The following is a 15,008-nucleotide window of genomic DNA, read 5'->3' as shown; positions in this document are numbered from 1 at the left end:
CCGACATGAACACCACCGCCCTCGAACCTTCGGTAGACGTATTCCAGACTTCGGCCCAGCAGGCCTTTTATTTGCGTGCCCAGGAGCTGGGCGCACGGCCGCTGTTCGCCGCGCTGACGTTGCCGCTCGCCAGGCCAGTGGACGCCCAGGCGTTGCGCGGGGCACTGGAAACCCTCGGACAGCGCCATGAAATCCTGCGCACGCTGTACCGCCGCCTGCCGGGCATGAAGTGGCCGGTGCAAAGCCTGTGCGATGGCTTGCCGCTGACACTTCTGGGCAACCAGCCTTCGGTGGCCGAGGCCTTGAGCCGCAGCCGTGAAGTCATGGTTGAAGATTCGAATCAGGCGCTGGTGGTGGCGCAGCTTGAAGACGGAGCAGGGCAGACTTTCATCACCCTGCTGGCCCCGGCATGTAGCTTCGACGAGGTATCGCTGCGGGTGCTGGCGAGTGAACTGGGCAGCCTGTTGCGCGGTGAAACCCTGGGTGACGACGAGGACGCGCTGCAATACCTGGACTACAGCGCATGGCAGGAAGAACTGCGCGAGGAAGACATCGGCCACCAGGGCGCGGCGTTCTGGCGCAACCTGCAACAGCCGTTCGCCGTGACCCATCGCTTGCCGTTCGAAACAGCCGTCGAGGTCACGCTGGTTCGTCGTCAAGCAACGTTGATTGACGCCCCGTGGTTGGCTGGCGTGCAACGGGTCACTGCAGAAACGGGCGTTGAGGCAGAGCAATTGGCGCTGTTACTGTGGACCGCATTCGTCGCGCGCATCGGCCATCAGGAAAAGCTGCTGATGGGCTGGCAGGTGGAGGGTCGCAACGAGCAAACCATCGCCACCCTCGGACGCTTCGCCCGGCGCTTGCCGGTGGCTTTCGAGCACCGCAGCCAGCAGACCCTGGCGCAAGCGTTGGTGGCGTTTGCCGCCAGCGTCGAACAGTCGCTGTCGTGGCTCGATTGCCTCAATGAGTTTGAACTGAGCGCCGAAGGCACCGCGCCGCTGCGTTACGGCTTCGTCTATCAGGCCGCCATTGAAAGCGCTATCGAGGTGGACGACGGCAACCCCGAAGTCCTGCGCCTGCGGGTGCTGGGCGATCAGTTGCAATTGTCGTGTCTTGACGGTGCGCTGCCGGAATCGATGTTGGCCGAATGGCTGGAGCAGTTTGTCGAGTTCAGCCACCAATTGCTGGGGGCGCCCGAACTGACCCTGGGGCAGGCTGATCTGCTGAGTGCTGCGCAACGAACTCGCCTGATCGAAGGCTTCAACCCGAACGCTACCGAGCAGGCATTGCCGTGTCGCTTTCTGCAAGAACTGTTCAGCGAACAGGCGCGCCTGCATCCGCAACGCATCGCCCTGAGTGTCAACGGTCAGCGCCTGACTTACGCCGAGATGGATGCGCGTTCCAACCAGGTGGCCAATACCCTGCGCACCCAAGGCGTGGCGCCGGACCAGATCGTGGCGGTCTACGGCCAGCGCTCCCTGGAAATGGTCATCGCCTTGTTGGGCACGCTCAAGGCCGGCGCCGCGTACTTGCCGCTGGACCCGAACTACCCGATCGAACGTCTGGCGTTCATGCTTGCCGACACCGGCGCGCGCCATGTGCTGGCCTGCCAGCCGCTACCCGAAACGTTGCACAGTGAACGGATTGTTTCCCTGATGCCGGGGGCCGAAGTCTGGTCCGCCACGCCAACCCGGCCTGAGCCACAGGGCGACAGCGCCAATCTGGCCTACGTCATCTACACCTCCGGTTCCACCGGCAAGCCCAAGGGCGTGATGATCAGCCATTCCAACGCCGTGGCCTCGACCCTGGCGCGCAACACTTTCTATCGCCAGCCGCTGCGGGCATTCCTGATGCTCTCGTCGTTCTCCTTCGACAGCTCGGTGGCCGGGGTTTTCTGGGCGCTGGGGCAGGGCGCGACCCTGTGCCTGCCGGACGAAGACAGCTACAAGGACCCGGCCCGACTGGCGGCGTTGATCCAGCGCGAAGAGATTTCCCACTACCTGACCCTGCCGTCCTACCACGCGCAGATTCTCGAACACCTCGACCACCAGGCGCTGGCCTGTGTGATCGTCGCCGGCGAAGCCTGCGGCAATGCACTGGTACAGCGACATCGCGAGGCATTGCCGGGGGTGGCGCTGGTCAACGAATACGGCCCGACCGAAGGCACCGTGTGGTGTTCGGCCTGGGAGCTGCCCCTCGGTCAAGAGCATGACAGTGTGCCGATCGGTCAACCGATTGCCGGCATGCGCATCCATGTGCTCGGCCCGGACCTGCAACCGGCGGCCGTTGGCGTCGAAGGAGAGTTGTATGTCGGCGGCGCCGGCATTGCCCGGGGCTATTTGCAGCGCGCCACGCTGACAGCCGAGCGCTTTGTTCCGGACCCCTTCACCGCGAGCGCCGGTCAGCGCCTGTACCGCACAGGTGACCTGGCGCGCTATCGCGCCGATGGCGTGCTGGAGTATCTGGGGCGGGTCGATCACCAAGTGAAAATCCGCGGCTTCCGCATTGAATTGGCCGAAATCGAGTCGGCCATGCGCGGTGCTCCCGGCATAGAAGACGCCGCCGTGATTGCCCGGGAAACCCCGACCGGCCCGCAACTGTTGGGCTTCGTGGTGTCCCCGACCGACACCGCCGACATCCGCCTCAACGAATTGCGCAGCCATCTGGCCGAAACGCTGCCCGAGCACATGCAACCGGCGCGCTTGCAGGTGCTGGAGCGTTTTCCGCTGATGCCCAACGGCAAACTCAATCGCCAGGCCTTGCTCGATCTCGATGTGCGCCGCAGCGTCTTTGTCGCGCCGCGCAACGACCTGGAAAAAACCCTGGCGGCGATCTGGGCCGAAGCGCTGCACGTCGAGCGCGTCGGCGTGTACGACAACTTCTTCGAACTCGGCGGGCACTCGCTGCTGGCCACGCGCATTCGTGCGCGGATTCAGGAAGAACTGAACCTGGCGATCCCGCTCAAGCTGTTTTTCGACGGTGACACCCTGGAACGGCTGGCGGCGCAGATCGAGCAGTTCCGTGAGCAAAGTGACCATAAAGAAAACGATGTAGACGCCCTCGAAGCGTTGTTCGACGAAGTGGATGAGGAACACGCGCGATGAGTGCTGCACCGGACAGAATGATGACCCTGGCCCAGCGTTTCTGCGGCTTGAGCGCGGACGCCCGGCGTGCGTTGCAACAGAAGATGCACGCCCAGGGGCTGACCCTGGAACTGCTGCCGATCCCGCCACGGGACCGCGCCGTCGACACGTTGCCGGCGTCCTACGCGCAGCAGCGCTTGTGGTTCCTCTGGCAGATGCAGCCCCAGGCCACGGCCTACAACCTGACCGGTGCCTTTCGCCTGAGCGGTGAGCTGAACCGCGACGCGCTGGCGCAAACCCTGACCGCACTGGTGCAGCGTCATGAAGTGCTGCGCACCACCTTTGTCTTCGACGGACAGCAGGTGCTGCAACACATCCACCCGCAGATGGAGGCACCGCTGGTCGAGGCCTCGGCGGCCAACGAGGTCGAATTGCAACGCCAGATCGCCCTCAACGCCGAGCAGCCGTTTGATCTGCAGCACGGCCCGTTGATGCGCTGCCGCTTGATCCGCCTCGATGCGCAGCAACATGTGCTGGTGCTGACCTTCCACCACATCGTCACCGACGGCGGCTCGCTGCCGATCCTGTTGCAGGAGTTCACCCGGCTCTATGCACAGCTCAGTGCCGGGCAGGCCCCGCAGCTACCGGAGCTGGGCATCCAGTACGCCGACTTCGCCCGCTGGCAGCGCCTGTGGCTGGAGGCCGGCGAGGCCGAGCGCCAGCTCGATTACTGGCGTGGGCAGTTGGGCAATGAACACCCGCCACTGAACCTGCCGACCGACCGTCGTCGCCCGGCGATCCCGAGTCAGCAGGGGGCCAGTGTCGAGCTGGATATCCCTGCCGCGTTGACCACTCAACTGCGTGATCTTGCCCGCCGCGAAGGCTGCACCTTGTTCATGCTGCTGATGGCGGCATTGCAGACGTTGCTGCATCGCTACAGCGGCGAGCAGGACATCCGTGTCGGCGTGCCGATTGCCAACCGCACCCGCCAGGACGTGGAAAACCTGCTGGGCTTTTTCGTCAACACCCAGGTGTTGCGCAGCCAGCCACGGGCCGACCAGCCGTTTGGGCAATTGCTGGCCGAGATCAAGGCCGCGGCCCTCGGCGCCCAGACCCATCAGGACCTGCCGTTCGAGCAACTGGTCGATGGCCTGGGGGTGGAACGCAGCCTGAGCCACACGCCGTTGTTCCAGGTGATGTTCAACCACCAGCGCGACAGTGGCGGCCCACAACGCTGGGACTTGCCGGGGCTGAGCGTCGAACCGCTGATCTGGGACGAAAAGACCACCAAGTTCGACCTGATGCTCGACACCGTCGAGGGCGACGAGGGCATCCATGCGTCGTTCGTCTACGCCACCGAACTGTTCGACGCCTCGACCATCGAGCGCCTCGGCCGGCACTGGCTGAACCTGTTGCAGGCGATTTGCACTGACAGCACGGTTGCCCTGGCGGACCTGTGCATGCTCGACGCCGCCGAGCAGCAGGCGACCTTGCTCGATTGGAATCGCACTGCCGGGTTGAACAGCGATCAGGCGAACCTGTTGTGCGCCCATCAACTGATCGAGGCCCAGGCCGCCGCGCACCCGAACAACATCGCCGTGACCTGCGACGGCGTCACCCTCACTTACGCCGAACTGAACCGCCGCGCCAACCGAATCGCCCATCGCCTGCGCGAGCGCGGCGTCGGCCCGGACGTGTTGGTGGGCATCGCCCTGGAGCGTTCGCTGGAGATGATCGTCAGCCTGCTGGCGATCCTCAAGGCCGGTGGTGCCTACGTGCCGCTGGACCCGCAATACCCGCAGGATCGCCTGGCCTACATGCTCGCTGACAGCGGCACGCGCCTGTTGCTGACCGATTCCGCGCTGTTGCCGCGCCTGCCGTTGAACGCAGGCATTGAAGTGATCTGCCTCGATCACGCCAGCGACTGGCTGTCCGAGGCCAGCGCCGACAACCTGCCGAACCTGACCGCGCCAGCGAACCTGGCCTACGTCATCTACACCTCCGGTTCCACCGGCAAACCGAAAGGCACGCTGCTGCCCCACAGCAACCTGACGCGGCTGTTCAGTGCCACCGAACATTGGTTCGGTTTCAATGCGCGGGATGTGTGGAGCCTGTTCCACTCCTATGCCTTCGACTTTTCCGTGTGGGAAATCTTTGGCGCGTTGTTCTACGGCGGCAAGCTGGTGGTGGTGCCCCACGCGGTCAGCCGCTCCCCGGAAGACTTCGCCCGCTTGCTAAGTGACGAGCGCGTCAGCGTGCTCAACCAGACGCCCTCGGCCTTCCGCCAGTTGATGCCATTCGCCTGCGCCAACGCGCAAAACATGGCCCTGCGCTGCGTGGTGTTCGGCGGCGAGGCGCTGGACGTGGCCAGCCTGCGTCCGTGGTATGACGCCTTCGACGACCGGCAGCCGTTGCTGATCAACATGTACGGCATCACCGAAACCACGGTGCACGTGACCTACCGACCGCTGTCCCGCGCCGACCTCGACGGCGCCAACAGCTCGCCGCTGGGGGAGCCGATCGCCGACCTGCGCTGGTACGTGCTCGACCCGCGCCTGAACCCGGTGGCCAAGGGTTGCGTCGGTGAGCTGTACGTCGGCGGTGCCGGCTTGGCTCGCGGCTACCACCAGCGTTCCGATCTGACCGCCACGCGGTTTGTCCCGGACCTGTTCGCCGCCGAGTCGGGCGCACGCCTGTATCGCACCGGCGATCTGGCGCGGTACTGCGCCGATGGCAGCATCGAGTACGCCGGGCGTATCGACCATCAAGTGAAGATCCGTGGTTTTCGAATTGAACTGGGGGAAATCCAGGACCGCCTGCAAAGCCATCCGGCCATCGAGCAGGCGCTGGTCCTGGCGCCCAAGGTCAATGGCAGCCCGCAACTGGTGGCGTGGTTCACCGCGACCGGTGACGACAGCGATTTGCGCCAGTCCCTGCGTGAACATTTGCAGGCCGGTTTGCCGGATTACATGGTGCCGGCGCACCTGATCAAACTCGACCAATGGCCGCTGACCGGCAATGGCAAGCTGGATCGCGGCGCATTGCCCAAGCCCGACGCGGCATTGGCGCAGCAGGCTTACACGGCACCGCTGGACGAGATGCAGGCTGCATTGGCGGCGATCTGGCAGGACGTGCTCAAGCTCGAGCGGGTAGGCATCGACGACAACTTCTTCGAACTGGGCGGCGACTCGATCATCTCGATCCAGGTGGTCAGCCGCGCGCGTCAGACCGGGATTCGCATCACCCCGCGAGACCTGTTCCAGCACCAGACCGTACAGAGCCTGGCGAAGGTCGCTTTACGCAGTGCAGGGCTGGTGATCGATCAGGGACCGGTGCGTGGCGAGGTGTTGCTGACGCCGATCCAGCACTGGTTCTTCGAGCAAGACATCGAGGCCCGTCACCACTGGAACCAGTCGCTGCTGTTGGAGCTGCGCGAGCCGCTGGACAGCGCCAGCCTGCAACAGGCCTTGACTGCATTGGTGGAGCATCACGATGCATTGCGCCTGCGTTTGCGTAATGTCGACGGCGTCTGGCAACAGACCCAAGCCGAGCAGTGGAACAGCGCCGAGGTGCTGTGGCAGCGCCAGGCCGCCAATACCGATGAACTGCTTGAACTGTGCAACGCCGCGCAGGTCAGCCTGAATCTGCAGGACGGCCCGCTGTTGCGCGCGTTGCTGGTGGACATGGGCGCAGCGGGTCAGCGCCTGTTGCTGGTGGTGCATCACCTGGCGGTGGACGGCGTGTCCTGGCGATTGCTGCTGGAGGATTTGCAAACCGCCTATCAACAAGCGCAGCAAGCTCAACCCTTGCGTCTGCCAGCGAAAACCAGCGCCTATCAGGCCTGGGCCACTCGCCTGCAATCCCATGCGCATAGTGCCGGATTGGCCAGCCAGGCCACTTACTGGCAAGACCAGTACCGCGACGTGCAAGTTGAACTGCCCGCCGACAACCCCCAAGGCAGCCTGGCCAGCCAGCACGCCGTCAGCGTGGAAACCGTGCTCGACAGCACCTTGATCCGCCGACTGCTGCAAGATGCTCCGGCGGCTTACCGCACCCAAGTCAACGACCTGTTGCTGACGGCGCTGGCGCGGGTGCTGGGCCAATGGACCGGTCAAACTTCGACCCTGGTGAAACTGGAAGGCCATGGCCGTGAAGACCTGTTCGACGACATCGACCTGACCCGCACCCTGGGCTGGTTCACCTCGATTTTCCCGGTGAAAATCACCCCGGCTGGCGATCTGGCCGGAAGCATCAAAGCAGTCAAGGAACAGCTGCGCGCCGTGCCCGACAAAGGCATCGGTTTCGGCATCCTGCGCTATCTGGCCGACGCCGGCCTTGAGGGTCTGCCGTCACCGCAGGTCACCTTCAACTACATGGGCCAGTTCGACGCGAGTTTCGACGAGAACGCGCCATGGCGTCCGGCCAAGGAAAGCGGTGGCGCCGAGCAGGGCGCGTCGGCCGAACTGGACCGGGGCCTGAGCATCAACGGTCAGGTATATGCCGGGCAACTGCGCCTGAGCTGGACCTTCAGCGGTGAAGTGTTCAACCCGCAGACCGTGCAGCGCCTGGCCGATGCCTACGCCTTGGAACTGCAACAGCTGATCGAACATTGCCTGAGCGGTGCCGGCGGGTTGACCCCGAGCGACGTGCCGCTGGTACGCGTCGATCAGGCGCAGCTGGATGCATTGCCGCTGGCGGCCAGCCAGATCGAAGACATCCTGCCGCTGTCGCCGATGCAGCAAGGCATGTTGTTCCACAGCCTGTTCGCCCCGGATGCCGGGGCCTACATCCCGCAGATGCGCGTGGACGTGCAGGGGCTCGACGTCGAGGCGTTCCGTGACGCCTGGCAGCAGACGCTCAATCGCCATGAAGTTTTGCGCGCCGCGATCTTCAGCGAAAGCAACGGCTCGCGGCCGCTGCAAGTGATCCTGGCCGACGCCACACTGCCATTGACCGTGCTCGACTGGCGCGATCACACCAAGGTTACTGAAGCGCTGGATCGCCTGGCCGAGGACGACCGTTTGCGCGGCTTCGACCTGACAGCAGCACCCTTGCTGCGCCTGACCCTGGTGCAGACCGCCGATGACCGCCATCACCTGATCTTCACCAACCACCACATCCTGCTGGACGGCTGGAGCACTTCGCAGTTGTTCGGCGAAGTGCTGCAGCGTTATTCCGGAATCATGCCCGCGCCAAGCGTCGGTCGTTATCGCGATTACATGACCTGGCTGGGCAGCCGTGATCGCGCCGCGTGCGAAGCGTTCTGGCTGGAGCAATTGCAGTCGTTCGCCGAACCGACGCGGCTGGCCGGCGCCTTACCGGGGCCGGTCGCAGGGCAGGGCGATGCTCATCGCACCCTGCACCTGAGCCTGGATCGCGCCGCCACCGAGCGCCTGAGCGGCTTTGCCCGTCAGGCCCGCGTCACGCCCAACACCCTGCTGCAAGCGGCGTGGCTGTTGCTGTTGCAGCGCTACACCGGGCAGCAGACCGTGGCGTTCGGCGCCACGGTGTCGGGGCGTCCGAGTGAGTTGCAGGGCATCGAGCAGCAGATCGGTCTGTTCATCAACACCTTGCCGGTGATCGCCACACCGCACCCCGAACGCACGGTCAGCCAATGGATCGATGAAGTCCAGGCGCTCAACCTCAAGCTGCGCGAAGTCGAATACACGCCGCTGGCGGATGTACAGCGTTGGGCCGGTCATTCCGGCGAAGCGCTGTTCGACACGCTGCTGGTGTTCGAAAACTATCCGGTGGCGCAAGCGCTGGAAGAGGGTAGCGCCAGCGCGTTGAAGTTCTCCGGCATCAGCCACCACGACCAGACCAGCTTCCCCCTGGCCATCGCCGCCGAGCTGGGTGAATGCCTGGATTTGCGTTTCAACTACGACACGGCGCTATTCAGCGCCGAAGCCATCGAAGGCTTGAGCACACGTCTGCTGGCGTTGCTCGATGCCATGGTGAGTGCGCCGCAGCAGCCATTGGGGCGCTTGAGCCTGCTCGATGCTGCACAAACGGCGCAGCAGGTCGAAGGCTTCAACCGCACCGCGCAGGCCTGGCCGGATGTGCGCCCGGTCTACCAATGCTTCGAGACCCAGGTACTGCAAACCCCGGAGGCCCCGGCCCTGGTGTTTGCTGGCCAGACCCTCAGCTATCGCGAACTCAACCAACAGGCCAACCGCCTGGCGCACTACCTGCGCAGCCAGGGCGTCGGCGCCGAAGTGTTGGTGGGCATTGCCGCCGAGCGTTCGCTGGAACTGGTGATCGGCTTGCTGGCGATCATGAAGGCCGGTGGCGCGTACGTGCCGCTGGACCCGGACTACCCGCGCGAACGCCTGGACCATATGTTCGAAGACAGCGGCGTACACCTGCTGCTGACCCAGCGGCATTTGCTGCAGCAGTTGCCGATTCCAGCCGCCACCACGGCGATCTGCCTGGACGACATGGCGCCGTTGCTCGAAGGCCGCAGCGGAAAAAACCTGCCCTGCGTGGTCGAGCTGCAATCGCTGGCCTACATGATCTACACCTCCGGTTCCACGGGCAAACCCAAGGGCGCGGCCAACCACCACGATGCCTTGTACAACCGCCTGGCGTGGATGCAGGGCGCGTACCCACTGGACGGGCGCGACACGGTGCTGCAGAAAACCCCGTTCAGTTTCGACGTGTCGGTCTGGGAGTTCTTCTGGCCATTGATGACCGGTGCACGCCTGGCCGTGGCCGAACCGGGCGCCCATCGCGATCCGGCGCAACTGGTCAGCCTGATCGAGCAGTACCGGGTCAGCACCCTGCATTTCGTGCCGTCGATGTTGCAGGCATTTGTCCAGGGCGAAGGCTTCGAGCGTTGCGCCAGCCTGCGGCAGATCCTGTGCAGCGGCGAAGCCCTGTCGGCGGACTTGCAGCACAGCCTGTTCCGCGTTTTGCCGAACGTCGGTCTGTACAACCTGTACGGCCCGACCGAAGCGGCCATCGACGTGACCCACTGGACCTGTGTCGACGACGGTGGCTTCAGCGTGCCGATCGGTTATCCGATTGCCAACCTGGTGACCTACATCCTCGACGACAGCCTGCAACCGCAAGTGCAAGGTTGCGTCGGTGAGCTGTACCTGGGCGGCATCGGCCTGGCCCGTGGTTATCACAACCGTGCGGACCTGACCGCCGAGCGCTTTGTCGCCAGCCCGTTCGGTGAGCAGGGCGAGCGCCTGTACCGCACCGGCGACCTGGCGCGTTACCGCGCGGACGGCGTGATCGAATACGTCGGGCGCATCGACCATCAAGTGAAGATCCGTGGCTTGCGCATCGAGCTGGGGGAAATCGAAGCCTGCCTGCTGGAGCATCCATCGGTGCGCGAAGCGGTGGTGATCGCCCTCGACGTCGGCAAATCCAAACAACTGGTGGCTTACGTCGTGGGTGATGCCGCTGTCGATCCACTCGAGCAACACCTGCGCAATGCGCTGCCCGAGCACATGCAGCCGAGCCACGTGCTGCTGCTCGACCAGTTGCCGGTGACGCCGAACGGCAAGCTCGACCGCCGCGCACTGCCACAACCGGACCAGCAAGTGCGCGAATACATTGCACCGCGCAGTGCCGTGGAAACAACGCTGCAAGCGGTTTGGCAGGCGTTGTTCGAAGTGCCGCAGATTGGCATGCAGGACAACTTCTTCGAACTGGGCGGCGATTCCATCGTCTCGATCCAGGCCGTCAGCCGCGCACGCAAGGCCGGGTTTAGCATTTCCCCCAAGGACGTGTTCAGCCACCCGACCATCGCCGAACTGGCGACGGTCGCTCAACCGCTCACGGCGGATCAAGCCTTACCGGCTGTGGTTGCACCGACAGCAAAAATCGAACTGAGTGAAGCGCAATATCAGGTGCTGGAATTGACGGCGGACGAAGTCGAGGACGTCTATCCGCTGTCGCCGATGCAGCAGGGCATGCTGTTCCACTCGGTGCAGGACGGCGACTCGGGGCTGTACGTCAACCAGATCGAAGTGGGCGTGCGCGGAGTTGATGGCGCGCGTTTCCGCGAAGCCTGGGCCGATGCTGCTCGGCGTCACGGGATTCTGCGCACCGCATTCCTCTGGGAAGGCGACAAGGAACCGCTGCAAGTGGTGTTGCGTGACGCGCCGTCACTGCTCACCGAACTGGACTGGCGCGGGCTGGATAATCAGCCCGGGCGTGTACGCCAACTGGCCCTCGAGGAGCGCGAACGCGGCTTCTTGCTGAACCGTTCACCCTTGTTGCGCCTGTTGCTGGTACGCCTGGAGGACGACCGCTATCGCCTGATCTGGACCTACCACCACATCCTCATGGACGGCTGGAGCGTGTCGCGCCTGATCGGTGAAGTGCTGCGTCATTACAGCGGTGAGGAGCACGAGCCGCTGGCGGCCTATCGCGACTACATCGACTGGCTCGGCCAGCAAGTCACCGAGGCCAGCGAAGCGTTCTGGAAAGGTAAACTCAATAACCTCGAAGGCGCCACCCACCTGGCCCGCGCCTTGCCGGTCAAGGCACCGCAAGCCGGTTATCACGCGATCTATACGCATCTGAGTGCACAGCAGACCGCGGGTTTGCAGGCCTTTGCCCAGCAACAGCAAGTGACCCTCAACACCCTGGTGCAAGCCGCGTGGCTGCTGCTGTTGCAGCGCTACACCGGCCAGCGCACGGTGACCTTCGGCGCCACGGTGTCCGGCCGCCCGGAAACCCTCAACGGCTCGGAGAACATGCTCGGGCTGTTCATCAACACCTTGCCGGTGGTCAACACGGTGCCGACTGAAGCCCGAGTCGGCGACTGGCTGCGCGAACTCCAGGCCTACAACCTCGACATCCGCGACTTCCAGCAGACCCCGCTCAGCGATATCCAGCGCTGGGCCGGGCAGGGCGGACAGTCGTTGTTCGACAGCATCATCGTGTTCGAAAACCAGCCGGTGGACCGCACCCTGCGCGAGTGGAACGGCGATTCCCTGCGCTTTGAAGATGTCTCCGATTTCGGCCTGACCAGCTTCGCCATGGACCTGATGGTCAGCCTCGATGAAGGGTTGCGCATCGAGTACATGCACCAGCGCGATCAGTTCGATCTGGCGACCGTCGAAGTGCTGCGCAGCCACATGGAAAGCCTGATGCAGCGCCTGTGCGACGACGCCGGGCGCGCCGTCGGTGAGCTGGGCCTGCTGACCCTGGACGAAGGCCGGGCGCTGGACGGCGAACTGCCGGTAGTGGCGGACGGCGACGAGACCCCGGTGCACGAGCTGATCCGTCAGCGTGCGCGACGGCAACCGGAGCACACGGCGCTGGTCCTGAGCTATGCCGACCGTGACGCCGAGCAGTTGAGCTACGCCGAGCTAGACCGTCGCTCCGATGCCCTGGCGGTGCATCTGTTGGAACAGGGTGTGCAGGCCGAAGACGTGATCGGCGTGTTCATGGAGCGCTCGCTGGAGCTGGTGGTGTCGCTGCTGGCGGTAATGAAGTGCGGCGCCGCCTACGTGCCGCTGGACCCACAATACCCGCAGGAACGCCTGCGCTACATGATGGCCGACAGCGACATGCGCCTGCTGCTGACCCAGGAGCGACTGCGCGATAGCGCACAACTCAATCCGGGCACGGCGATGGTCGCGGTGGATCGCTTGAACCTCGACGTCGAGGTGCCGGCACCGCAACGCGCGGTACATGCCGGGCAACTGGCCTACCTGATCTACACCTCGGGTTCCACCGGCAAGCCGAAAAGCGTCGCCGTGGCCCACGGGCCGTTGAGCATGCACGTGCAGGCCATCGCCGAGCTGTACGAGATGGACCCGGACAATCGCGAGCTGCATTTCATGTCGTTCGCCTTCGACGGTGCTCATGAACGCTGGATCACCGCGCTGATCAGCGGCTCGACCCTGGTGATCCGCGACAACACCTTGTGGACCGCCGAACAGACCCTGGCGGTGCTGCACCGCCAGCGCATCAGCGTCGCCTGCTTCCCGCCGGCGTACCTGCTGCAACTGGCCGAGCACGCCGAGTTGCAGGGCGGCGATCCGCCGCCGGTGCGCATCTATTGCTTCGGTGGCGATGCGGTGCCGGACGCCACCTTCGAGCGGGTCAAACACACCCTCAAGCCGCAATATTTGGTGAACGGCTACGGCCCGACGGAGACCGTGGTCACGCCGCTGCTGTGGAAAATCGCCGCCGACGGCCACTGCCAGGCGATGTATGCACCGATTGGCCAACGCGTCGGCGCCCGCAGCCTGCACGTGCTGGACATGGACCTCAACCCGCTACCGGTGGGCATGGTCGGCGAGTTGTACATCGGCGGACGGGGTGTTGCGCGCGGCTACCATCGTCACCCGTGGCAGTCTGCCGAGCGCTTCGTCGCCGACCCGTTCAGCAGCGAGGGCGGGCGCCTGTACCGCACCGGCGACCTGGTGCGCCGGCGCGAGGATGGCGTGTTCGATTACGTCGGGCGAATCGACCATCAGGTCAAGGTGCGCGGCTTCCGCATCGAACTTGGCGAAATCGAAGCCCGCTTGCGCGAGCAGGCCGGGGTCAACGATGCGCTGGTGGTGGTGCGTGACAGCGGGCAGGGGCCGCAACTGGTGGGCTATGTGGTAGCGCAAGACGAAGGCCTCGGCCCGCGTTGCCAGGCGGCATTGCGCGAAAGCCTGCCCGACTACATGGTGCCGACGCAGGTCGTGGTGCTGCCGCGCTTCCCGCTGACCCCCAACGGCAAGCTCGACCGCAAGGCCTTGCCGGATCCGGCCTTCACCGGTCGCGACTACGTGGCCCCGCGCACGCCGCTGGAGTGGGCGCTGGCGGAGATCTGGCAGCAGGTGCTGGGCATCGAGAAGGTCGGCATTACCGACAACTTCTTCGAGTTGGGCGGCGATTCGCTGCGCACCCTCAAGGTGATCTCGAAAGTCCGTGCCCTGAATGAACCTGGCTTCCAGCTCAAGCTGCGGGACATGATGGCCAAGCCGACGATCGCCGGGTTGTCGGGTGTCGATGAGCAGCCGGCGCGACAGAATCCGCAACCGCTGTTGCTGCTCAATCAGGTGGTGAATGATCAGCCGCCGCTGTTCTGCCTGCACGCCGGTTTCGGCACGGTGTTCGACTACGAGCCACTGGCCCGACGCCTGGAGGGCGAGCGCACGGTGTACGGCGTGCAATGCCGGATGCTGCTCGACCGGCAGTGGCAGGACACGTCGTTGGCGCAGATGGCCGGCGATTACGTCGAGGCGATTCGCGCCCGGCAACCCCAGGGGCCGTACCACGTGCTGGGCTGGTCGCTGGGCGGGGCGTTGGCGTTGATGGTCAGTGACCTGTTCGAACAGCAGGGCCAGTGTGTGGCATTCGTCGGTCTGGTGGACAGCTTTGTGCCGACCCAGGCCAATGCCATCGTCAGCCCGGATGAGTGGCGCGCGGATCTGGCCGAGTTCCTTGGTGCAACTTTGGGTATGGACGACGCAGTGATCGCCCAGGCATTGAATGCCGAGAGGTCAGGGGACCACGACGCTGTGGCGCGGGTCATTCGCGCGGTGATCGACAGCGAAAGCGATCAGGCCAGCGGTTACGCGCTGCTCGGTGCCGACGAGTTGGCCCACACGTTCATGGTCAGCACGCGGTTGAAGGCGCTGTCGCGGCAGGTTGAAACCTTGCCAGTTACGCAGGCCGGGCTGCATTGCTGGTGGGCCGACGGCAACCCGACAACCGAACGCGCGACCCTGGAGCGTCAGCAACCTCGGCTGCGCAAGGTGCAAACGGTAATGGCCGGCCACTTCGATATCCTGCAGCAGGATGAGTGCCTGGACGCCGTGGTGGCGGCGCTTGGCCGGGAGGTGGTGCCGCAGTTCTAAACCAATCATTTGTGGTAAGGCAGCTTCCCTGTGGCGAGGGAGCTTGCTCCCGCTGGGTCGCGAAGCGGCCCCAAAACCGGGCATCGCGGTGATTCAGGTATACCGC

2 protein-coding genes are annotated in these 15,008 nt (G+C 64.6%); both read left to right on the top strand.

Annotated elements, in window-relative coordinates; all coding sequences use genetic code 11:
• Positions 1-5 precede the first annotated feature (5 nt).
• The gene (locus KGA96_RS09015; RefSeq protein ID WP_223512477.1) at positions 6-3,104 is read left to right on the top strand and encodes a non-ribosomal peptide synthetase; all 3,099 of its coding nucleotides are present in this window, start codon (positions 6-8) and stop codon (positions 3,102-3,104) included.
• The gene (locus tag KGA96_RS09010; RefSeq protein WP_223512475.1) at positions 3,101-14,902 is read left to right on the top strand and encodes an amino acid adenylation domain-containing protein; all 11,802 of its coding nucleotides are present in this window, start codon (positions 3,101-3,103) and stop codon (positions 14,900-14,902) included. Before KGA96_RS09015 ends, KGA96_RS09010 begins: the two co-directional genes overlap by 4 nt.
• Positions 14,903-15,008 lie beyond the last annotated feature (106 nt).

This window comes from Pseudomonas sp. GL-R-26, assembly GCF_019947365.1.
Lineage (GTDB): Bacteria > Pseudomonadota > Gammaproteobacteria > Pseudomonadales > Pseudomonadaceae > Aquipseudomonas.
Note: the sequence above shows the minus strand (reverse complement) of the source record. Positions and strands in the feature narration are given on the sequence as shown.

Coding starts and splice junctions, on each gene's coding strand:
- KGA96_RS09015 (WP_223512477.1), top strand. CDS start 6: ATGAACACCACCGCCCTCGAACCTTCGGTAGACGTATTCCAGACTTCG.
- KGA96_RS09010 (WP_223512475.1), top strand. CDS start 3,101: ATGAGTGCTGCACCGGACAGAATGATGACCCTGGCCCAGCGTTTCTGC.